General features: G+C 63.1%; 16 protein-coding genes and 1 riboswitch. Of the genes, 4 read left to right on the top strand and 12 right to left on the bottom strand.

From position 1 onward, the window contains the following. Positions 1–124: 124 nt before the first annotated feature. Positions 125–787 carry an OmpH family outer membrane protein gene (locus tag GJT30_13975; protein ID MSM40719.1) on the top strand — a complete coding sequence of 221 codons (663 nt, stop codon included), beginning with the start codon at positions 125–127 and terminating at the stop codon, positions 785–787. Here GJT30_13975 and GJT30_13970 read toward each other — a convergent pair. The 5 genes from GJT30_13970 to GJT30_13950 all read right to left on the bottom strand — a co-directional run bounded on the left by GJT30_13970 (position 784) and on the right by GJT30_13950 (position 8,127). Continuing rightward, entirely contained in the window at positions 784–2,697 is a 1,914-nt protein-coding gene (locus GJT30_13970; GenBank protein MSM40718.1) for an ATP-binding cassette domain-containing protein, read from the bottom strand. The two genes, GJT30_13975 and GJT30_13970, sit on opposite strands and share 4 nt — an antisense overlap. Before the next feature lie 186 nt (positions 2,698–2,883). Then, complete coding sequence (locus GJT30_13965; GenBank protein ID MSM40717.1) at positions 2,884–5,409, bottom strand: CxxxxCH/CxxCH domain-containing protein; 2,526 nt, start codon at positions 5,407–5,409, stop codon at positions 2,884–2,886. 322 nt (positions 5,410–5,731) lie between these two features. After that, a complete protein-coding gene (locus GJT30_13960) occupies positions 5,732–6,487 on the bottom strand; it encodes a YdcF family protein (GenBank protein MSM40716.1) in 756 nt (251 codons plus the stop codon). 50 nt (positions 6,488–6,537) lie between these two features. Next, positions 6,538–6,867, bottom strand: a complete 330-nt coding sequence (locus GJT30_13955; protein MSM40715.1) for a translation initiation factor Sui1 — start codon at positions 6,865–6,867, stop codon at positions 6,538–6,540. A 45-nt stretch (positions 6,868–6,912) separates the two neighbouring features. Continuing rightward, positions 6,913–8,127: a class I SAM-dependent rRNA methyltransferase gene (locus GJT30_13950; GenBank protein ID MSM40714.1), complete on the bottom strand. Its 1,215-nt coding sequence runs from the start codon at positions 8,125–8,127 to the stop codon at positions 6,913–6,915. Positions 8,128–8,295: 168 nt separating this feature from the next. Here GJT30_13950 and phrB point away from each other — a divergent pair, with 168 nt between their 5' ends. After that, positions 8,296–9,648: a deoxyribodipyrimidine photo-lyase gene (gene phrB / locus GJT30_13945; protein ID MSM40713.1), complete on the top strand. Its 1,353-nt coding sequence runs from the start codon at positions 8,296–8,298 to the stop codon at positions 9,646–9,648. Positions 9,649–9,672: 24 nt separating this feature from the next. Here phrB and GJT30_13940 read toward each other — a convergent pair whose 3' ends face one another. The 4 genes from GJT30_13940 to GJT30_13925 all read right to left on the bottom strand — a co-directional run bounded on the left by GJT30_13940 (position 9,673) and on the right by GJT30_13925 (position 14,013). Beyond that, positions 9,673–10,674, bottom strand: coding sequence for a D-2-hydroxyacid dehydrogenase (locus GJT30_13940; GenBank protein MSM40712.1), 1,002 nt, complete (start codon positions 10,672–10,674; stop codon positions 9,673–9,675). 80 nt (positions 10,675–10,754) lie between these two features. Beyond that, complete coding sequence (locus GJT30_13935; GenBank protein MSM40711.1) at positions 10,755–12,059, bottom strand: DUF4147 domain-containing protein; 1,305 nt, start codon at positions 12,057–12,059, stop codon at positions 10,755–10,757. A 159-nt stretch (positions 12,060–12,218) separates the two neighbouring features. Then, the gene (locus GJT30_13930; GenBank protein ID MSM40710.1) at positions 12,219–12,698 is read right to left on the bottom strand and encodes a desulfoferrodoxin; all 480 of its coding nucleotides are present in this window, start codon (positions 12,696–12,698) and stop codon (positions 12,219–12,221) included. A 148-nt stretch (positions 12,699–12,846) separates the two neighbouring features. After that, positions 12,847–14,013: an exonuclease gene (locus GJT30_13925; protein ID MSM40709.1), complete on the bottom strand. Its 1,167-nt coding sequence runs from the start codon at positions 14,011–14,013 to the stop codon at positions 12,847–12,849. A gap of 249 nt (positions 14,014–14,262) precedes the next feature. On the opposite strand from GJT30_13925, the gene GJT30_13920 reads away from it, so the two are divergent. Then, on the top strand, positions 14,263–14,463 hold the full coding sequence (locus tag GJT30_13920) for a cold-shock protein (GenBank protein ID MSM40708.1): 201 nt from the start codon (positions 14,263–14,265) through the stop codon (positions 14,461–14,463). Positions 14,464–14,524: 61 nt separating this feature from the next. Here the strand turns inward: GJT30_13920 and GJT30_13915 are convergent, their stop codons facing one another. The 3 genes from GJT30_13915 to GJT30_13905 all read right to left on the bottom strand — a co-directional run bounded on the left by GJT30_13915 (position 14,525) and on the right by GJT30_13905 (position 15,443). Next, positions 14,525–14,854 (bottom strand): RNA-binding protein, encoded by a 330-nt coding sequence (locus GJT30_13915; GenBank protein ID MSM40707.1) that lies wholly within the window; start codon positions 14,852–14,854, stop codon positions 14,525–14,527. Between the two features lie 105 nt (positions 14,855–14,959). Next, complete coding sequence (locus tag GJT30_13910; protein MSM40706.1) at positions 14,960–15,136, bottom strand: hypothetical protein; 177 nt, start codon at positions 15,134–15,136, stop codon at positions 14,960–14,962. Continuing rightward, the gene (locus GJT30_13905) at positions 15,129–15,443 is read right to left on the bottom strand and encodes a hypothetical protein (GenBank protein ID MSM40705.1); all 315 of its coding nucleotides are present in this window, start codon (positions 15,441–15,443) and stop codon (positions 15,129–15,131) included. The genes GJT30_13910 and GJT30_13905 overlap by 8 nt, the downstream gene beginning before the upstream one ends. A gap of 61 nt (positions 15,444–15,504) precedes the next feature. Further along, a riboswitch (cyclic di-GMP riboswitch) is annotated at positions 15,505–15,581 on the bottom strand. Between the two features lie 450 nt (positions 15,582–16,031). On the opposite strand from GJT30_13905, the gene GJT30_13900 reads away from it, so the two are divergent. Beyond that, positions 16,032–22,616, top strand: a complete 6,585-nt coding sequence (locus GJT30_13900; GenBank protein ID MSM40704.1) for a hypothetical protein — start codon at positions 16,032–16,034, stop codon at positions 22,614–22,616. The last annotated feature ends 179 nt before the right edge of the window (positions 22,617–22,795 follow it).

The raw sequence follows: 22,795 nt of genomic DNA, 5'->3' as shown, positions 1-22,795 counted from the left end.
AAACAGGGTGACGGCAGATCGATCTGCCGGGTGCCGGGCCGCGGGAAACTCTGGTTGCCCCGGAGGGGAAAACGCGCTATCCTCTGCCTGACTCTACAGATCCCACAACTACGAGGTTAGATCAATGTCCCACATGCTGTCGTTTGTGCGCATTTCCGTTGCCGCTGCCTGTCTCAGTGCGCTGCCGCTGCTGGCCGTGGCCGCCCCCGCTTCCGGACCGCTTCCCGCAGCTTCTCCGGCTGCCGAGGTTGCCCCTGCCGTGGCGCCTGCAGTTACGCCTGCTCCGGCAACCGAGCTGAAGGAGGTCGTTACTCCGGCGCCGGCGCCGCGGTTTCGCATCGGCGTTGTCGATATCGTCAGGGTCGGCAAGGAGTCCGAGGAAGGGAAGGCGATCCAGGTAAAGCTCATGGAGCGGCTGGACAAGTTCAAGGCCCAGCTTGCTGCCAAGCAGAAACAGCTGGAGAAGCAGAAGGCTGCCATCGAGGCAAAGCTTTCGTCCCTGTTGCCGGAACAGCGTGCCGCCAAGGGGCGGGAGTTTGAGAAAAAGGTGGAGGCATTTCGCAAGCAGGCGCAGAGTGGCGAAAAGGAGCTGATGAAGGTGCAGGAGGAGATGACCACCAAGCTGCTCAAAAAGATCGAGCAGGCTGCCGCTGCTTACGGTACAAAGGCCGGTTATGCGGCCATCGTGGTGAAGAAGGATCTCCTGTACCAGAGTGGCAGCGTGGAGAGTGTTGACGTCACCGAAGAGCTCATCGGGCAGGTTAACGGCATCAAGGAAGGCAACTAGCCCCGCAGGCTTTCCAGCTCCTCCCAGCGCTGGTAGACCGCTGCCAGTTCCTCTTCGACGGTCGCCAGCCTGGCATTGAGGGTTGCCACCTCGTTACCGGCGGTCCGGTAGAATGCCGGATCGGCCAGGGTCCGGTGCAGCCCTTCCTGCTCCTCTTCCAGCGCGGCAATCCGGTCCGGCAGCCCCTCAAGCTCACGCTCTTCCTTGAAGGTGAGCTTGCGGGGGCGGTCGGCAGCCTTTGCCGGCCTCTCCGATTTCTCCGTGCCGGGCTTTTTGACCCCCTCCGCCGTCGTTGCCGGTATCAACGCCGGTTCGGCAGCCGCCTGCCGGAGCCAGTCGTCGTACCCTCCCACATATTCCCGCACCGTTCCGCCACCCCCCATGACCAGGGTACTGGTCACCACGTTGTTGAGAAACTCCCGGTCGTGGCTCACCAGCAGCAGGGTTCCGGAGTATTCCAGCAGCAGGTCCTCCAGGAGTTCCAGGGTTTCGGCATCCAGGTCGTTGGTCGGTTCGTCCATGACCAGCACGTTTGAGGGCCTGGTGAAGAGCTTGGCCAAAAGCAGCCGGTTCCGCTCGCCGCCGGAGAGGATCCTGACCGGCGACCTGGCCCGCTCCGGGGTGAAGAGAAAATCCTGCAGGTAGCCGATGATGTGGCGCGGCTTGCCGCCAACGACCAGGGTGTCGTTCCCTTCCCCCACGTTCTCCTGGACGCTTTTGTCCGGGTCGAGCTGCTCCCGCATCTGGTCGAAGTAGATCACCTCGCGACGGCTGCCGAGCCTGACCTCTCCCTGCTGCGGCGCTAGCTCCCCCAAAAGGAGCCTGAGCAGGGTGGTCTTGCCCGAGCCGTTGGGGCCGATGATCCCGACCCGGTCCCCCCTGACAATGGTGGTGGTGAGGGAGTCGATGATCGGCCGGCCGTCATAGGCAAAGGAGGCTCCTTCCGCCTCCACCACCAGCCGGCCGGAGCGTTCCGCTTCCTGCAGCTGCATTTTCACCGCCCCCTGGCGCTCCCGCCTCTGGAGCCGTTCTTCACGCATCCGCTTCAGCGCCCTGACGCGCCCTTCGTTGCGGGTACGCCTCGCCTTGATCCCCTGCCTGACCCATACCTCTTCCTGTGCCAGCTTCTTGTCGAACAGCGCCTGCCGGGTGACCTCGGCGGCGAGCAGCTCCTCGCGCTTTTCCACAAAGGCGTCGTAGCCGCAGGAAAAGGCGTAGAGTCTGCCGCGGTCGAGCTCGGCGATCCGGTTCGCCAGCCGGCGGGCAAAGGCACGGTCGTGGGTGACAAAGAGGAAGGTCGTCACCTGGCGGACCAGGAATTCTTCCAGCCAGACGATGGTATCGATGTCCAGGTGGTTGGTTGGCTCGTCCAGGAGCAGAATGTCCGGCGCCGCCACCAGCGCGCGAGCGAGCAGCACCCGGCGCTTGGTGCCGCCGGAGAGGGTGGCGAAGGGGGCCTCCGGGTCGAGGGAGAGCCTCCCCAGGATCCGTTCCACCTCTTGGTGCAGCCGCCAGCCGCCGCTCTCCTCCAGCCTCTTCTGCAGCTCAGCCAGCCGCTCCAGCAGCCCTTCATCGCCGTCCGTCGCCAGGCAATGGCTTACGTGGTGGTATTCGGCCAGAAGAGAGGTGGCGTCCCCCATCCCTGCCGCAACCACGTCGAATACCGTGCCGTCCAGCCCCTGGGGGACCTCCTGGGAGACGAGCGCTACCTTGAGCCCCTGCTGGCGGACGATCTCGCCTGCCTCGGGGCTGAGTTCGCCGCTGATCAGCTTCATCAGGGTCGATTTGCCGCTGCCGTTGCGGCCGAGAAGGCAGAGCCGGTCGCCGGCATCAAGCTGCAGGGTGACCCCGTCCAGAAGCGGCGGACCGCCGAAAGCCAGGCTGATGTTGCGCATGGTGAGAAGTGCCACGGTTACTCCTTCAGGTGCGGACTGTAAGGAGCAGATATTCGCCTATTTCTCCGCGCACGTCAACCAGGAGCAGCAGCTTCCCCTGCAATGGGCGTTTGCCGGTGCCGAGTGTGAAAAAGGAAAGCCCGCCGGAATCCGACGGGCTTTTGATCGGGAGGGTTCCCGGCAGTGGATCTGACCGTTTTGCTAGGGGCAAACAGTCCCATACTGGTGGCAGCGGTAGCATTCGGAGCTGCTGTAGCGATAGGGGATGCCCCATTTCACGCTTGTCTGCCCACCGCAGGCGCTGTTTAGTGGCATGTGACAGGTCACGTTGGTGCAGGTCTGCGTAGTCGGCTCGTAGCCTGAGGTGCCCAGGTTGATGGAAACGACGCCATAGGACGAGGTGGAATAGTTGAAGAGCCTGGCGGAGTTGAAGGTCACATCCTTGATGCCGTTCACATGCTTGGCATGGTTGGCGATCGGTACGTCGCTGAGGGTGGCAACGTCTTTGGCCGTGCGGGTCCAGCTGTTCACTGCAGTGACGGTCCCATAGTGGCAGTAGGTGCAACTGATCGGCTGCCAGCTGTGATTGTAGTTGTGGAGGTTCTCGTAACCGGATGCATCTATCCAGGAGTGGCTGTTGCCGGAACCGCCGGCATTGGTCGGTGCAGAGGTCGTGGGTGGGTTGGCGTGGCAGCCGGCGCAACCGAGCGCAGGGCCACCCCAGGCAACCGTTTTGTAGTGCGTGGTGACGACCAGGTTGGTTGGAAGCCTGGTGCTGCTGGTATACGGGGTCAGGACCCCACCCGGTGTTGTCCAGTCGGTGTAGCTGTGGCAATAGACGTTGCCGCAGGTGCCGTAGCTGTAGGGGAAGCCGCGGCTATCCAGGTGCACGGTGGTCCCGTTGGTGTAGACGGCGGACGACAGGTTCAGCGCCTTGAGCGATCCCTGCGGGGCGCTGGCATTGTAGAGTTCTACCTCGACCACGCCGTTGGCATGCCGTGCCGCATCCATGGGGTGACAGTTGCCGCAATTCATGATGTAGGCGCTGGATGAGGCGCCGAAATCCGCGGCGATCCTGACGTCGCCATAGCCTGCCTGTGCGACGCTGCCGCCAAAGTGGATGGCGTGCGATGCCGTGGCCGGTGGCGCGTCGTGGCAGCCGTTGCAGGCAAGAGCGGTACCCCAGACGGCATTGCCGCTGTGATGGCAGCTGATGTTGGTGCAGGTGCCGCCGGAGGTGGCGAAGGAGTAGGTGAAGGTGATGCCAGTTCCGGCGTCGACCGTGTACGCCCTGTTGACATGGTAGCGCGAAGTGGTGATGGCGCTGCCGTTGGTGGTGGTGCTGTAATGGCATTTGTCGCAGCTGTAGCCGTTGTGGGCCTGGTGGCTGTTGGCCTTGGGACTGCCACTGGCGTAGAGGGGCGGATAACCGTGGCATCCCGTACAGGTGAGGGCGCCGGACCCCCAGGCAATGGATGAGTATGAGTTCAGCACGCCGGTGGAGATGGCAGTGCCGTCACTGTGGCAGAAGAGGCTGTTGCAGGAGCCATAGGGCGTTCCTGGCACCGTGTCGCCGGTATAGATGGCGGTCCCTTCGCTGAACAGGGAGTTGCCGGGATCGAAGGTTACCCCGATGATCTGGTCGATGTGGTTTTTGAACGGGCCGTGGATCGTGTGACACCCGGAGCAACCGACGCCGCTGCCGGTGAAGTTGTAGTGGCAGGCCTGGCAGTTCCCCGATTCATTGAAGCGATAGGCGAGGTGGCGCTCGTGGCTTCCCGACTGGAGTTTTCTGAAACGTACCTGGTCGTCGGGTATCGCTGCATCGTCGGGATGGGCAAACCCGACGCCGTGACACCCCTTGGTGCCGGCACAGATGCTGTCGGCGAAGGTTTCTCCCCAGGTCGGCGCATAGAGCGTCGCCGGAGGCTGGGTCGGATTGGTGACCCCCTGGACGGTACTGTGACAGTAAACAGTGGTGCATGTGCCGAACTGGTTTACCTGGCTCGGGAGAAAGTCCCTGGTATTGGCGGAATACCGCCCGTAGCTGCCGAAGAACGGGCTGCTGGATCTGACCAGCAGACCCCGGTTGGCCGCACTTGAGGCATGGGCGAAGGGGGCCGGCTCGACGACGTGGTTTGCATGGCAGAGGGCGCAGTTGGTCAGGCCGGAGAAAAAGGTATTGTGGGTAGCGTGGCTGCCGGCCGCGCCGCCGGTGCCGCCGGCAGGAGGAGACGCATGGCAGGAGCCGAGGCAGTCGCCGGGGTAGACAAAGTCTGCGGATCCCCAGACGGGCGTTGTTTTCTCGAAGTGGCAATTGGCGTTGGTGCAGCTCCCCAGAAGCGGAGTCGGGGTTTGGGGGAAAGCGGAGGTGGCGTTTTTGTAGAGTGCCTGCAGGGGTGAGCTGTTGATGTTGGCGGAGAGCTTGATCATGCCATCCCGGTGGCCGACGGTGTAGTCGGAGCTGCCGGGGTGACACCGGTTACAGCCGGAGGGTGAAAGGGCATTGGCCACGTGGGATCGGTGATTTCCCTGAAAGCCGCCGGTGAAAATAGCGCGATTTGGCGAGTCGAGCGGTCGAAAATCAGTCGGGCTTCTGGTTCCGTGGCAGTCCTGGCAGCCGAACGTAGCCCTGGCCTCGGAGGCCTGCAGCAGCGCCAACACCACTGTCAGCCCCATGATTACAAGCTGAGAAACCGGGTTGCGTGGACAGTTCATCCCGTTCATTCCCCCTCCTCACTGCGGATGCTCGAAAGCTTGAACCGTGCGGTATGGTGCGTTGTGCGCGATTCTCCGGGGTTCCCTCCCGTCGGTCGGAAAAAATACGACCGAAAAAAGTTTGCGTTAATATTGCATAATTGATATCTTTTAATGCACAAAATGTGCCGACATGTCGTTGTTTTGTAATATGTTGATAACTTGCTGAATATATTGGCCGGCTGACGCGGAGACGGTTTTACGGGGGTGGTGATATGACGGAGAGGTAACGGGAGGAGGGAGGGAACGGAAAGTGAAAAAGGAATGGGGTGTGCGGCGTTGGGGCAGCCGGTCACCCCCCCAGGCGGTAGAAGGCGAGACCGAGGTATTCGTGTAGGGATGAGGCCGATGTCTCCAGGGTGCCCGCTTCCGGCAGGTAGCTGGTCCAGCGCAGTGGTTTCCTGCTGCCGGTGCTGAACTGCGCCGGCACCGGGGTCACTGTCACGCCGGCCTTGCCGAAGGCCGCCAGCGAACGGCGCATGTGATAGGCCGAGGTGACCAGCAGCGGCCGGTGGAAGCCATGCAGCGCCAGGATCTCCCTGCAGTAGAAGGCATTTTCCCTGGTGTCGCGGCTGCGCTGATCGATCAGCACCTGTTTCTCGGGAACTCCCAGGTCGACGAGAAAGCGGCGGATCACCGGTGCTTCCGCATCCTGCCCCGCATAGACCGCGCCGCCCGAGACGATGACCGGAATTCCGAGCCGCCGCTGGAGGCGCGCCGCCGTCACCAGCCGGGTCATCATCTCTTTGCTCGGAGCCCCTCTGCCGGTAAGATCGGGCACATCTTCATGGATGCCCCCTCCGAGGAGGATGATCACGTCCCCCTGCAGCTGGCGAGGGACGGTCAGCCCCTTTTCCAGCCCGGCCCGCAGCCACATTGCCACCGGGACCGTTGCCAGCCCCCAGAGGAGCAGGGCCACGGTCAGGTTGCACAGGGCGATGCCCCGCCGGCGTCGCTGCCAGAGCCAGACGGTCGAGGCGAGGAGGACGACGATCAGGATGCCGGGGGGGAGGAGGAACGGGGCGATCAGTTTCTTGAGGAAAAACATGCTGCAAGGTCCTTTCCCGGGTATTGCCGGCGGCACTGGGCCGATGCCGGCTAGCCGCCGGCCCGCTTCACCGTGAAGCCGCGCCGGGACAGCTCGGAGATCAAGAGGTCGCAGTGATCCCCCTGGATTTCGATGATGCCGTCCTTGAGGGTGCCGCCGGTGCCGCAGCGCCGCTTCAACTCTCCGGCCAGCTCTTTCAGGGCCGCATCGTCGCCCGGCGCGCCGGTTACCACGGTTACGGTTTTGCCTCCGCGCCCCTTGGTTTCGCGACGGACCCGGACGATCCCGTCGCCGCCGGTCCGCTGCTCTTTCTTCCGGCAGCTGCAGGAGGCTGCTGGCCTGCCGCAGCGGGGCAGACCCGGCCGAGTTCCGACGACCAGACCAGGGGGGTATCGGCTGTGTGGCGGGGTTTCATGATGTCTCCTTCAGCTCACCGGGCTCTTGGCGCAGATCGCGTATTTCAGGTAACGCCCCTCCGGGAAGGTGACCGGATAGGGGAAATCCTCGGGCTGGGAGAAAAGGCCGATCACCCGCAACTGGGCTCCGGCCTGGAGGGCCCCACGCCTGAGCTCCTTCAGGTAGTCTGCCGTCTCTACCTTCTGGTGATTGGATGAGGCGATGAGCAGGCCATTGTCCGGCAGCAGCGGGAGGGCGGCGGCTACCAGTTCCGCTGTGCCCCCCCTGGTGGTGAAGCGGCTTTTGGCGGTGGTTGAGAAGGAGGGGGGGTCCATGAGGATGACGTCGTAGCCTTTCCCCTGGCGACCGAACTCCTGCAAAAGCTCCAGGCAGTCGGCGACGATGAATTCGTGCCGCTTGGGATTGAGCCGGTTGGCGCCGAAGTTTGCCCTGCCCCAGTCGGTATAGCCGGGGGAGGCGTCGACGCTGGTGACCAGCGTGGCCCCGGCGGCGGCAGCGGCCACGGAAAACGCCGCGGTGTGGGCAAAGAGATTGAGCACCCGCTTCCCCCTGACCCGTCCCATCAGGTCCTGCCGGTTTTTGCGCTGGTCGAGAAACAGCCCGGTGTTCAGCCCCTGCTCCAGCCTGACCAGGAAGTTGAGGCCGTTTTCCGTCACCTGCAGCGGTTCGGGCGGGGTCGTGCCGGCCAGGAGCCGGCCGAATTTCCTGGTTTCGCTCGTTGCCTCCAGTTCCCTGGTCTGCCGGGGGCGGGTCTTTTCCATGATCCCCACGGGCTGCACAAGCTCCTGCAGCGCCTGGGTGAGAACCTGCAGATGCGGGCGCCAGGCTGCGCTGTAGAGCTGCACCATCAGGTAATCGCCGTAACGGTCCACGGTCAGGCCGGGGAGGCCGTCCCCTTCGGCGTTCACCAGCCGGTAGGCGGTGGTGCTGTCCAGGTCCGCATGGCTGCGGCGCAGCTGCAGGGCAGCCCCGAGACGCGCGGCGCACCAGCTCCGGTCCAGCCGCATCCGCTGCCGCCCCAGGACGCGGGCAACGATCCGCTCGCCGGGGTCGAGGAGCGCCGTGGCGAGAAAGCGGCCGCTGCCGTCGGTGAGCTCTACCAGGTCGCCGGCATTCCCCTGGGGCCAGCGCTTGGTGAATGAATCGGCAATGATCCAGGGGTGCCCCAGTTCGAGCATCCGCACCGATTCCGGTCCCACTGTCCATTGTCCCGGCTGTTTCATGGCATTCCTTCCCGCACGTCCACGGGGTGAACGGCTGACGCGCACCATAATCGCTTTTTTCCTGCCTGCCGTCAACCCGCTGCATGGAAATATGGAGGCATGGATGCGGAACCGTCCCTCAGCGGGTATGCTATCCAATGAGGAAAAGCGGACGCCAGGGGGAAAACGATGGACAGTCGCCGGGTCAGGAGCATCAGGGAGGGGGAGGTCCGGCCGGGGCCGGTGGTCTACTGGATGAGCAGGGAACAGCGGGTTGCCGACAACTGGGCCTTGCTGCATGCGCAGGAGCTGGCGCTGCAGCGGCAGGCGCCGCTGGCGGTGGTCTTCTGCCTCGCCCCGGCCTTTCTCGGCGCCACCATCCGGCAGTATGGCTTCATGCTTGCCGGGCTGGCCGGGACAGCCGAGCATCTGGCGCGGCTGGGGATACCGCTCTTTCTCCTGCGGGGAGAGCCTGTCGAGACGCTTCCCGCCTTCATCGAAAGTCACACCGTGGCCTGCCTCGTTGCCGACTTCGACCCGTTGCGGGTGAAGACCGGGTGGCAGCGGCAGGTGGCCGAGCGGACCGGTATCCCCTTTGTCCAGGTCGATGCCCACAACATCGTCCCTTGCTGGATCGCCTCGGGGAAGCAGGAGTACGGCGCCTACACCCTGCGACCCAAGCTGCGGCGCCTGCTGCCCGAATTCCTCACCGACTTTCCACCCCTGCAGCAGCAACAGACCCCCTGGCCTGGGGAGGTGCCGCGTGTCGACTGGCAGGCGGTGAAAAAGGGGCTGGTCGTCGATCGCTCGGTGGCGGAGGTGACCTGGCGCATCCCCGGCGAAACAGCGGCCCTGGCCGCCATGGCCGATTTCATCGACACCGGCCTTGCCGTTTACCACGAGCGACGCAACGATCCGAACCTGGCAGGGCAGTCGGGTCTCTCTCCCTATCTCCACTTCGGCCAGCTTGCGCCGCAGCGGCTTGCCCTGGAGGCTGCCCGCTGCAGCGGCGGGGCACCGGGAGGGGAGGCGTTCCTGGAGGAGCTGGTGATCCGCCGCGAACTTTCCGACAATTTCTGTCTCCATAACGGGGAATATGACAGCTGTGCCGGTTTTCCCGCCTGGGCGCAGAAGAGCCTGGACGCCCATCGCGGCGACGACCGGCCATATCGGTACTCGGCATCGCAGCTGGAGCGAGGGGAGACTCACGATCCGCTCTGGAACGCGGCCCAGCAAGAGATGGTGGCTTTGGGGAGGATGCACGGGTATCTGCGGATGTACTGGGCCAAGAAGATCCTGGAATGGAGCGGGTCTCCGGAGGAGGCGATGGCCACCGCCATCCGGCTCAACGACCGTTACCAGCTCGACGGCCGCGATCCCAACGGCTATGCCGGCATTGCCTGGTCCATCGGTGGGGTGCACGACCGCCCCTGGCAGGAGCGGCCGGTCTTCGGCATGGTCCGCTACATGAATTACGCCGGCTGTTGCCGGAAATTCGATGCGGTCGGCTATATCCGGCAGGTGGAGCGGCTGGCAGGGTGAGGAAGCCGGGGTGCCGTGCGCCGGTCAGCGGCCGAGCTCCCTACTATTGACGAGATTCACCGGGTTTCCGTCCAGAAATGCGGCGATGTTGGCGGCGGTCTGGGACATCAGCCTCTTGCGCGCCGCCAGGGCCGCCCAGGCCAGATGGGGGGTGATCAGGCAGTTGCGGGCAGAGAGGAGCGGGTTGTCGGCAACGATCGGCTCGCAAGAGACCACGTCCACGGCCGCCCCGGCCAGTTTCTCCCGGTTGAGCGCCTCTGCCAGGTCGTGCTCGTTGACGAGCCCCCCGCGCGCGGTGTTGATCAGGAACGCCGATGGCTTCATTCCGGCCAGCAGCGGGCCATCGACGAACCCGGCATTTTCGGACGTCTGGGGGCAGTGGAGGGAGACCACGTCGGCGGTGGCGAACAGCTCGGCAAGCGGCACGAAATCGACCGGCGGCTCGTCGGCCGACGACGGCGGGTGGGGTGTGTGGGCGATCACCCGCATGCCGAAGGCATTGGCAATATTGGCAACGCAGCGGCCGATCCGGCCGAAGCCGACCAGGCCCAGGGTGAGGCCGGTCAGCTCGACCAGCGACCCGCTGCAGAACGAGAAGTCCGGGCAGCGGCTCCATTCGCCATCCTTGACCGCGGCGTCGTGCCTACCCACCCGGTTGGTGAGTTCCAGGAGCAGGGCAAAGACGTGCTGGGCCACCGTGGCGCTCGCATATTCGGGGACATTGGAGACCGGTATGCCGAGCCGCCCTGCCGCTGCCACGTCCACCACGTTGAAGCCGGTCGCCAGCACCGACACATAGCGAAGACCGGGGAGGGCCGCAAGGGTCGCCGCGTCCAGGAGGGTCTTGTTGGTCAGAAGGATTGCCGCGCCGCTTGCCCGCTCAAGGGTGAGCTCTCTCGCTGTCCGGTCATGCACGGTCAGCTCTCCCAGCTGCGCCACCGCATCCCAGGGGTTATCCCCCGGATTGAGGGTGAACCCGTCGAGGACGACGATCTTTACGCTCTTCCCTGCTGTGCTGACTGCCATGATCACCCCGTTCGCTGCCGGTGTTGTCCCTGCTCTCCTCGTGTATATACTATCCCGTGCTTCTGCACAATCCGAAGGTTTCAGCCGCTGACGAGGCAGATCTGCAGGTCCATCACGTTGGTCCCGGTCGGCCCGGTCCTGATGAGGGCGTCACAGCGGTCCAGAAGACGGTGAGAGTCGTTGTCCGCAAGGGCTTGTGCCGGGTCGATGCCGATCGACCGGGCGCGGGCCGCGGTCTGGCCATCCACGATGCCGCCGGCCGCGTCGGTCGGCCCGTCGATGCCGTCGGTACCTGCCGAGAGGAGGGAGATCCCCTCCACCCCGTCGATGGCCAGGCAAAAGGCGAGGGCCAGCTCCTGGTTGCGCCCGCCAATGCCGTTTCCCTGCACCGTGACTGTGGTTTCCCCGCCGCTGACGATGCAGAGCCTTTCCCCCGGTTTGAGGCTCTCTCGGGCACGGAGCGCCTCCTGGGCCAGGATTCTGCCTGCCTCTCGCGCCTCTCCGGTGACCAGGCCTTCCCGGATGCGGGCCTGCACCCCCTGCATGCCGGCAGCCCCGGCAGCTCCCTCCAGGGCGTCGCAGTTGCCGGCAACGATGGCGACCAGGCCGGAGCAAAAGAGCGGATTGCCCGGCTTGGGGGTCTCGCCGATCCGGCCGGCAGCGCCCCGCTGCAGCCGGTCGAGCACGGTAGGGGGAACCTTGGCCGCAAGACCCCGCTGTTCCACTATGGCCAGGGCCTCGCCGAAGGTGGTTGGGTCGGCGACGGTTGGGCCCGAAGCGATCAGGTCGATCCGGTCGCCCGGCACGTCGGAGATGGCCAGGGTGACCAGCCAGGCCGGGTGGACCAGCTGGGCAAGCTGGCCCCCCTTGACGCCGGAGAGGTGCTTGCGGACCGTGTTCAGCTCACGGATATCTGCCCCGGATTCCATCAGGAGCCGCGCCGTGAGCTGCTTCTCGGCCAGTGTGATGCCAGTTGCCGGCGAGACGAACAGGGCCGAGCCGCCGCCCGAGACGAGGAAGAGGAACAGGGAATGCTCATCGCTCTCCTGTGCCAGCCTGGCGATCCCGGTGCTGGCCGTCACCCCGGCCTCGTCGGGGTGGGGATGGCCTGCCCCGGCGACCGCTATCCGAGAGAGCCCGTGGGAGAGCGGGGGAGGGTGGGGGGTAATGACGAGGCCCTGGGCGATGAATTCCCCGAGCTCCTTTTCCACGGCCAGGGCCATGGGGATGCTGGCCTTTCCGGCCCCTGCCACGACCAGCCGGGTGAACACGCCGCTGCCACAGCATTCCCTGATTGCTGCCAGGTGCGGTCTGAGTGCCGCAGCCGGCTCAACTGCCGCAAGGGCTGCGGCAAACAGCTGTCGTAAAAGCATCCTGTCGTCCATGACGCGCGCCTCCGGTGGTCACACGGGCCTGGACAGGGAGCGGCTGCGGCCCCTGTCCCGGCCGGAAACGGCAATGGCCTGCGGGTGCAGGCCATTGGCTCGGTAACAGTCCAGATGATCATTCTCTGGTTCAGCAGGGGCAACCGGCTACTCTGCCGTTCAGGTCACGGTAATGTCCAGGTTCCCCTCCCAGAGCCCGTGGAGGTTGCAGTGCTCGGTGGCGACCAGGGTTACCTTGCCGGCCGGTGCAGCCTCCTTGGGAACCGTCACGGTGAAGGTCACCTTCGGTTTCAGGTATCCCTTGGGCTGGAATTCCGCCCTGCCCGCCGGTTCGTTGCCGATCCGCAGCTCGACGTATTCGATCCAGTGGGCAGGCCCCATGTCGTGGAGGACCTCACCCACCGCCACCTCGACGGTGAACGGCTCTCCCCCCTTCACCGAGGCAGGGGCACTGATGACCGGGGCATGCTTCTTTTCCAGCGGGGTCTTGGCAGCGGGATTCTTGGCCCGGTTGATCCCTTCAAACAGCGCCTGGTCCACCTTCAGCGGGAAGTAACGCTCGGCGGCTGCTGCAGTGCCGGCTATCCCCGCAACCATTGATCCGGTTACCGCGGTTTTCAGAAAGGTCCGTCTGTCCATCCTGGCACCTCCTTTTCGAGATTCCGCCCGTCCTGATTCCGGCGGGCAGTATCTGAAAAGTGTAACCTGCGGCAGGGGCAAGTCAACGTATCGGTATCAGTGAAAAAAAAGGCCCGCATCAGCGGGCCGTTGGGGCGAATCCGGGTTGTCAGCCTTCGTTCATCCAGTCGTCGATCCGGCGCATCTCCTCCTCCCATCCCGGGGAGAGCCGCATGGCGAGAAAGGTGGCAAAGAGGCTGTCAAAGAGCTGCAGGCCGAACTCCAGCACGTACATCCGCTCGAAAAAGACCGCTTCCCGCTCGCTCAGCTCATCAACGGTGTTGTCGCGCTCTTCCTTGACCTGCGGGGATTTGAACGAGGCGAAGTGGAACTGTTCCCCCTTCAGGGTCAGCTTCCAGACATGCTCCCCGTGCTCCAGGTAGATGGCCGCCTCGGTGATCCGCTTGCCGCCGCGCAGGGAGGTGCGGAGCTCGCCGAACCGGTCCAGGGAGCCGGATGCGGTGAATTTCTGCACTCCCTCCTCTCCGGAGGCACAGAGCACCATCCGGTCGTTGAGATAGGCGACGAAGGTATCGCCGTCAAGGGCCGGGCCGGGCCGGTTCACACGATATTCAGACGAGTCGTTCATGGTCCGGTACATCAGCCAGAGGAGAAAATCCCAGCCGAGCCACTGGTTGCTCTTGATCTGGTCCAGGACCGCGTCGGAGGTCGCCTTGTTCGCCGCTGCCAGCGCCTCCGCGAATCCCTCGGGCACGACCTGGCCGGCGCGGTCGAACGGGTGCACCGCCACCAGGCGCAGCCCCTCGAAGCTTTTCTTGAAATGGGTCTCGAACAGTTCGACCGCCTTGGTCCCCAGGGTGGTGAGGGTGAGGATGTTGCTGCGGGTGTCCCAGACCGCGTCGTAGGTGGTCGGCACCGCCAGGGTCCTGGCCAGCAGGCTGCTCTTGACGATTTCTTTCAACTCCTCGCGCTTCTGCTTCGGCACCCTGGTGTAGCCGGGATTGGCAGCGAGGAACTCCTGCTCTGCCTCCTGCTGGTGGGCGCGGAACAGTTTCGCCGGGATCGACCGCTTGTCCTGGCGCAGGGTCAGGGCCAGGTAGTGATCGCGCCAGAAGGCAGACGGCGAGGCAAAGGAGTTGTCCCGGTGATCGTCCAGGTGCACCCAGCCCACCGAGAGTTCGGCCGTTCCCTGGTCGATGGGGATGAAACCGTTTCCACGCAGCTTTTCGGAAACCCATTGAAAGAGGTCAATGGCGGGTTGATCGCCTGCGACCCTGAACTGACAGATGCTGACTGTGTTCGCCAGTATTCCCATGATAGAATGCTCCTTGGCTTTGGTGAAAGGGTCACAGGGATACACCTTTTTGGGTCCGAGGGCAAGGGAAAAGCACCCCCCGGCGATCGGTCCGGCAGGGACGAACCGGCATCTCCCCTGTGTACCGTGAGAAAATATTTGCTTCCCGCGGATTTAAAATGTTTGACAAGGGTGCGGCAAAGCTGCTACGTTCAAAAAGCATCCGGGCAGAGCACGGATAAAATAACACGCAGTATCAGGAGAATGTACGTGGTAAAGGGAACAGTAAAGTGGTTCAACGACAGCAAGGGGTTTGGTTTTCTGGAGCAGGAGAACGGCGAGGACGTATTCGTCCACTTCTCTGCCATCACCGGTGAAGGTTTCAAGTCCCTGGCTGAAGGCGAAAGGGTAACGTTCGAAGTGGTTAAGGGTCCCAAAGGGCTTCAGGCTGCCAACGTCACCAGAATCTAACGATCTAACTACAACCGCCATTAGGCACGAAAAAAGCCCCGGAGCGCTCCGGGGCTTTTTTTTATTTTTTGCCGCGACTGCCGCCAGAACGATTCCCCGGCCCGCTCCTGCGGGGCACCGGGGCGGCAGTCCGCTCCCTGGGGGGCATCGGACGCGCCTCCACGACCGTGATGACCCGGTCGATCAGCAGTGCATCGTCCAGGGTGTTGATGGCCTCCTTCATCTCCTTGGCATTGGCCATCTCCACGAAGCCGCACCCCTTGAACTTGCCGGTCCGGTCGTCGGTGAGCATCTTGATGTGTTTGACCGTGCCGGCCACGGAGAAGAGTTTCCAGATATCTTCCTCTGTTGCCCGAAACGATATGTTGGTCACGTACAGCTGTTTTCCCATCTGTTTCCAGTCTTTCCGGCATCGTCGTCAGGATAGGCGATGCCCGCTCCGATATCTGCTGCGTGTGTAAAGCATAGAACCAGTTTCGCTGTCTAAAGTCAAATACTAGTATTCCGCATGGTGAATCCGTCGCAGAAAGAGCGGGGAGTTCTGGTGCCTGGCCAGTCGAGTCGCTGCGGGCAGGGCAAGACCCTGCCGGGGCGCCGCAACGAAGCTGGGTGACAGCAGGTCCGGGACGACAAGGATCGCATGAGCTGCAGAGTGCTCTCGCGGGTCACTCACGGCCGAAGAACCTCTTGATGTCCTGCCCCATCTTTCTGAACGCGGCGCCGGTCTTCTGCCCGGTCTCCCGGAACCATTCACCGACGGTCCTGCCACTCTTTTTTGCCGCCTGCCCGGTCTCCTTGCCCATCTTCTTGAATCCCTGGCCAATCTCCTTGCCCCCTTCCTTGAATGCCTTGCCGGTCTCCGTGCCGATGGTCTTGAATCCTTGGCCGACCTCCTTGCCCCCCTCTTTGATGGCATTATCCGCTGAACAGAGTGCGACGAAGAATAGGGCCGCAATAATGATGAGTAGTGTTGTGCGCATGGTCCGCTATTCCCCCTTTCCGCGACCGGACAAAAAACAGCCGGGTCGCCAAATATGATATTTCGGCAACCCGGCTGTCTCGGTGAGACCCAATGGGCTTTCCGCCCCATCCTCGCGGATGGTTGAGTAGTGTCGTCTATCAATCAGAACAACTAGTTTTGCCCTATTTTCCTGAAAATGATCCCTTTGTCAATACCGTTTCCCGCTTCCTTTGAGATTCCGGTCTGTTGGTCACGTTGCTTCTGCCGGAGAGGAAATCAACGGTCTGTCAGAAGTATAGATATATCTAATGACGGTAATGACTGTTTATCTTCAGGAAACCGTTATGAAATGCCTGTCAGAATCTCATCCCTGCACGTGATTTGACATGGCACCCGGATGTAACACTTTAGTATGATGTTCGCTCCCGTGACGGTGTTGTCCGGGGCATAATCGTACGAAGGGTGCGGAATTCCATGTCCATTATTCATTCGCTATTTGGCAAAGTTAGCAGATTTTACCGCCAGGGCATAAACATTGCGTAGCGGTTCACCTCCATGCAGGTGTTTCATTAAAATTGTGCAGGGTGTCGAAGGAGGGAACAGGACTATGAGTGACGGGAATCACGTCTGCCGCATGAGGCGGGGCTATGGCAATGCAGGGTGGCGCAGCCGGTTTTCGGTAATGCTGCGGCTGGTGCTGATCAGTGCGACCATCTTCTGCGGTCTCCCTACACCCCAAGCCCCTGCCAAGACGTTTTCCCACATGGCCGAGATGGGATCGACCCGCTACGGTCACAGCGTCACGCTGCTCCCCAATGGCAAGGTCCTGATCGCCGGAGGCTACAACGATGCCTCGTGCCTGCGGACCGCCGAGATCTTCGACCCGGAAAGCGGTAGCATCACCCCGACCCGCAACATGGTTGCGGCCCGCATGGATCATACCGCCACGCTTTTGGCAAACGGCAAGGTGCTGATCCTGGGGGGGAGAAACGGCACTGCTACCGTCAATACCGCCGAGATCTTCGATCCGGTGCAGGGAACCTTCAATCCCACAACGGACACCACCATCGGCAGGGTCGGCCATACGAGTACCCTTCTTCCCAGCGGCAAGGTGTTGATTGCCGGCGGCGTCAACGACAACAGCTATGTCGCCGCGGCAGAGATCTTCGATCCCGAGACCGAGACCTTCTCGGCAACGGCTGCCATGGCGGATGTCAGGAGAGGCCACAGCGCCACGGCCATGACCAACGGCAAGGTGCTGATTGCCGGGGGGATGAAAGGGAATGCCTACGTCTCCAACGCCGAGATCTTTGACCCGGTTACCAGGACCTTCACCGCTGCAGCTCCGATGCAGTCTGCCCGCGTCGCCCATACGGCAACGCTTTTGAGCGATGGCCGGGTGCTGATCGCCGGCGGGCGCAACGGCTCGGCCATTGTCAATTCGGCGGAGATCTTCGATCCGGCAATGGGAACCTTTGCCGCAACCACGGGGATGAACTCGGAGCGTGACGACCACACCGCTACGCTCATGCCCGACGGCACCGTCCTCATCGCCGGGGGGCGGGATGCCCGGGGATATCTGGACACGGCCGAGGTATTCGAGCCGGAGAGCGGCTCCTTTATCCCTACTTCCAACATGACCTCCATCCGCGAGATCCATGCGGCCATCCTTCTCCCCAACAGCAAGGTCCTGATCGCTGGCGGCTGGAACGGCTTTTCCGCTGCCGGCAGTGCCGAGATCTTCGACCCCGAGTATGTCTGCTCCATCTTCAAGCTGTCACTCAATACGGTGGGAAAAGGGGAGGGGACGGTCAGGTTTTCTCCGGGGAGAAGCTGCAGCGGCTCCTGCAGCCAGTTTTTCCGTAGCGGCACCGAGGTGACCCTCTCGCCGGTGCTGGACAACAATACCTCCTTCCTCGGCTGGTCGGGGTGCGATGCGGTCTCCGGCACCGACTGTTTCGTCACCATGACGAACAACAAACGGGTCAAGCTCAAGACGACCGAGTGCGAACAGGACGACGGCAAGGATACCTACCTGATCACGGCCTCGGCCGGTCCTCATGGCTGCATTTCCCCCTCCGGACAGACTCCGGTTGTGCGCGGCGCCAACCAGACCTTTACCATCGCCTCCGATCCCGGCTATCACGTGGAGCAGGTCCTGATCGACGGCCGCCGCGACATGGGGCCGCTCACCTCCTTCACCTTCACCAAGGTAAAGAAGCCCCACACCATCTCGGCAACCTTTGCGCTCAACGATGCCATCACCATAACGGCGCAGGCAGTAGAGCACGGCAGCATTTCGCCCAGCGGCGAGGTTGCGGTTGCCATCGGCGACAGCAAGAGCTTCACCATCCTGCCGGCAGCGGGTTATCAGGTGGCGGATGTGCTGGTGGATGGCATCTCCGTGGGCGCGGTGTCGACCTACAGCTTCACGAATCTCACGGCAAACCACACCATCTCGGCCAGCTTCACCCCCATCGTCTACAGCATCACCACCACGGCCGGTCTGAACGGCAGCATCGACCCGGCAGGCGTGGTCAGCGTCAACAGCGGGAGCGGCTTTGCCTGTACCATCACCCCGGCAGCAGGTTTCAAGGTGGCTGACGTGCTGGTGGATAATGCCTCAGTGGGTGCGGTGACCAGCTACACCATCGCCGCGGTCACGGCAAACCACACCATCGCCGCCAGCTTCACCCCCATCGTCTACAGCATCACCGCCACAGCCGGTCTGAACGGCAGCATCGACCCGGCTGGCGTGAGCAGTATCAACAGCGGCGCAGCGCAGAGCTACACCATCACCCCGGCTGTTGGTTACAAGGTGGCGGACGTGCTGGTGGATGGCGTCTCCGTGGGTGCGGTCTCGACCTACGGCTTCACGAACGTTCAGGCAAATCACACCATAGCCGCCAGCTTCACCTCCATCGTCTATACCATCACCGCCACGGCCGGTCTGAACGGCAGCATCGACCCGGCAGGTGTTGCCAGCGTCAACAGCGGCGCAGGGCAGGACTACACCATTACCCCGACTGCCGGCTTCAAGGTGGCGGACGTGCTGGTGGACGGCGTCTCCGTGGGTGCGGTCTCGACCTACGGCTTCACGGGCGTCACGACGAATCACACCATCTCGGCCAGCTTCACCCCCATTGTCTACAACATCACTGCTACGGCCGGCTCGAATGGCAGTATCGACCCGGCAGGGGCTGCCAGCGTCAACAGCGGTTCTGGGCAGAGCTACGCCATCACCCCGGCTGTCGGCTTCAAGGTGGCGGACGTGCTGGTGGATGGCGTCTCCGTGGGTGCGGTCTCGACCTACGGCTTCACCAGCGTCACGGCAAATCACACCATAGCCGCCAGCTTCACCCCCATTGTTTACAGCATCACAGCCACGGCCGGTCTGAACGGCAGCATCGACCCGGCAGGTGTTGCCAGCATCAACAGCAGTGCGGCACAGAGCTACACCATTACCCCGGCTGCCGGCTTCAAGGTGGCCGACGTGCTGGTGGACGGCGTCTCCGTGGGCGCGGTGACCAGCTACAACTTCGACAACGTCATAACGAACCATACCATCGCTGTGAGCTTCACCCCCATCGTCTACTCCATCACCGCCGTGGCCGGGTTGAACGGTAGCATAGACCCTGCCGGCATTGCCAGCGTCAACAGTGGTGCAGGGCAGAACTACACCATCACTCCGGCTGCCGGCTTCAAGGTGGCGGACGTGCTGGTGGATGGCGTCTCCGTGGGAGCTGTGACCGGCTACAGCTTCGATAACGTCACAACGAACCACACCATCTCGGCCAGCTTCACTCCCATCGTCTATAGCATCACTGCCACGGCCGGTGCCAACGGCAGCATCGACCCGGTTGGCATGGCCAGCGTCACCAGCGGCGGGTCGCAGAACTACACCATTACCCCGGCTGCCGGCTTCAAGGTGGCGGACGTGCTGGTGGACGGCGTCTCCGTGGGTGCAGTCTCGACCTACGGCTTCACGGGCGTTACGGCAAACCATACCATCTCGGCCGGCTTTACCCCCATCGTCTACACCATTACTGCCACGGCCGGAGTCAACGGCAGCATCGACCCGGCCGGCGCGGCCAGCGTCAACAGCGGCGGGTCCCAGAGCTACACCATTACGCCGGATCAGGGTTACAAGGTTGCCGATGTGCTGGTGGATGCGGCATCGGTGGGGAAGGTCACCAGCTACAGCTTCGGCAATGTGACTGCGAACCACACCATCACGGCCTCGTTCACCCCCCTGATCCTGAACGAGGATTTCTTCATCATCACCGCCACGGCCGGCGCCAACGGCACCATCGCTCCCGCTGGTGACATGGCGGTCCTGAAGGGAAACGACAGCCCGCTGATCACCATCACCCCGGCAGCCGGCTACAAGGTGGCAAACGTGCTGGTCGACGGTGCCTCGAAAGGGGCCATCACCAGCTACTCCTTTGCCGCAGTCACGGCCAACCATGCCATCACCGCCTCCTTCACCCCCCAGCTGTATGCTATCACCCCCATCCAGGCGGCCAATGGCTCCATCACCCCCACCGGTACCGTCTATGTCGGGTACGGCGGCAGCCGTTACTGCACCATCACCCCGGCAGCGGGCTACCATATTGCCGACGTGCTGGTGGATGGCGTCTCCGTGGGTGTCGTGACCAGCTACACCTTCACCGGCGTCTCTTCCGACCATACCATCACCGCGGTCTTTGCCGAGAATCCGTCCATCGTCATCACCGCCACGGCCGGGGCCAACGGCAGCATCTCGCCGGCCGGCGACGTCACCGTGGTGAGCGGCACCAGCCCGACCTTCACCATGACCCCGGCACCGGGCTTTCGCGTTGCCAATGTGGTGGTGGACGGCGTTTCCAAGGGGGCAGTGACCAGTTACACCTTTACCAAGGTCACGGCCGTGGCCCACACCATCGGCGTCACCTTTACGGAGGATGTCTATACCATCACCGCCTCTGCCGGCTTGAACGGCAGCATCTCCCCGGTCGGTGCCGTGACCGTGGCCAGGGGAGGGGACAGCCCCACCTATACCATTACCCCGGCAGAGGGGTACAAGGTGGCGAACGTGCTGGTGGATGGCGTCTCCAAGGGGGCCATCACCAGCTATACCTTCACCGGCGTTACGGCCAACCATACCATAGCCGTCACCTTTACCCAGCTCGTCTACGCCATCACCCCCGAGGTCGGTCCCAACGGCAGCATGACCCCTGCCATTACCGTCTATGTGAACTACAACGGCAGCCGCTACTGCACCATCACCCCCGATCCGGGCTACCACGTTACCGATGTCCTGGTAGACGGCGTTTCCGTCGGGGCGGTTACCACCTATACCTTTACCTCGGTCATGGCCGACCATACGATCAGCGTGACCTTTGCCCCGAACCAGCCGGTCACCATCACCGCCACGGCCGGTGCCAACGGCACCATTTCGCCGGTCGGCAACATCACGGTCCTGAGCGGCAGCAGCCCCACCTTTATCATGACCCCGGCAGCAGGCTACCGGGTGGCCGACATCCTGGTAGACGGCGTCTCCAAAGGGGCGGCAAACAGCTACACCTTCGGCAACGTCTCTGCAACCAACCACACCATCAGCGTCTCCTTCATGCTTGACGTCTATACCATTACCGCCACGGCCGGCCTGAACGGCAGCATCGATCCTGCCGGCGTCGTCACATTGGCCAGGGGGGGGAGCCAGACCTTCACCATTACCCCGGCGGCAGGGTACAAGGTGGCGAGCGTCCTGGTGGACGGCGTCTCCAAGGGTGCGGTCACCACCTACACCATCGGCAACATCGACGCATACCACACCATAGCCGCCTCCTTCACCCCGGTGGTCTACGCTCTCACCACCACCTCCGGCGCCAACGGCAGCGTCTCCCCGGCGGGGACGGTCTATGTCAACAGCGGCAGCAGCAGGTATTGCACCATTACCCCCGACCCCGGCTATTATATCGTCGATGTGCTGGTGGACGGTGCCTCAGTTGGCCCGGTGACCTCTTACACCTTCACCAATGTGACCGCTGATCACACCCTGTCGGCAACCTTTGCCCAGAACCCGGTCATCACCATCACCTCGACGGCCGGCCCCAATGGGACCATCAGCCCCATGGGTACATTGGAGGTAGTGAGCGGCACCAGCCCGACCTACACCATCTCAGCGTCAGCCGGTTACCGGGTGGGGGACGTGGTGGTGGACGGCGTCTCCAAGGGTGCCCTTGCCAGCTACACCTTCAGCAACGTTTCCGCAACGAACCATGCCATCAGCGCCTCGTTCGTTGAGGATGCCTACACCATCACCGCTACGGCAGGCGCCAACGGCACCATTGCCCCGGCTGGGGCGACCAGCGTCGTCAGGGGGAGCGACAGCCCGCTCTTCGTCATCACCCCGGCGGTCGGCTACAAGGTCTCCACCGTGCTCGTCGACGGCATCTCCAGGGGGGCGCTGACCTCGTACCAGTTCACCAACGTGACGGCGAACCATACCATAGCCGTCACCTTCACCCCGATCAACTACGCCATCACCCCGATCCAGGCGGCCAACGGCACCATCACCCCGACCAACACCGTCTACGTGAACTACGGTGCCAGCCGTTACTGCACCATCACCCCGGCAGCCGGCTACCATGTGGCCGACGTCCTGGTGGATGGCGTCTCCGTCGGAGCGGTCACCAGCTACACCTTCACCAACGTCACCTCAGACCATACCATCACCGCGGTGTTCGGTGAGAACCTGGCCGTTACCATCACTGCTTCCGCCGGCGCCAACGGCAGCATCAGCCCGGCGGGCGACGTCTCTGTCCTGAGCGGCACCAGCCCGACCTTCACCATGATCCCGGCGGCAGGCTACCGCGTTGCCGACGTGACCATCGACGGCGTTTCCAAGGGAGCCCTGGCCAGTTACACCTTTACCAAGGTTTCGGCGCCCCATGCCATCGGCGTCACCTTCATGCCGGATGTCTATACCATTACCGCCACGGCCGGCGCCAACGGCTCCATCGACCCCGGTGGCGACATCACGGTGAACAGCGGCGACAGCGTCACGTTCACCTTTACCCCGGCACCGGGCTACAAGGTGCTCAATGTGGCGGTAGACGGCGTCTATATCGGCGAGATGGGGAGTTACACCTTCGCCAACATCGATGCGAACCATACGATCACCCCATCGTTCGCATTGATCCCATAGGGCTCGTTCTCCTTCTGCAACAGGGGAAAAGGTTGGCTGTAACGGCCAGCTTTTTCCCCTTTTCCCGGATTCGTCCAGGGGGCTGTGGAGAGGGGAGTTGCACATCCTGCCGATGCCTGGTTTCGTGGCTGGTCATTCAACGGATTCCGGAGCAATCCGGCGGGATTCCACAGACGGAA

This window comes from Geobacter sp. (genome assembly GCA_009684525.1).
Classification (GTDB): domain Bacteria; phylum Desulfobacterota; class Desulfuromonadia; order Geobacterales; family DSM-12255; genus Geoanaerobacter.
The sequence above is the reverse complement of the archived record's forward strand: the minus strand, read 5'-3'. Positions and strand labels throughout refer to the sequence as shown.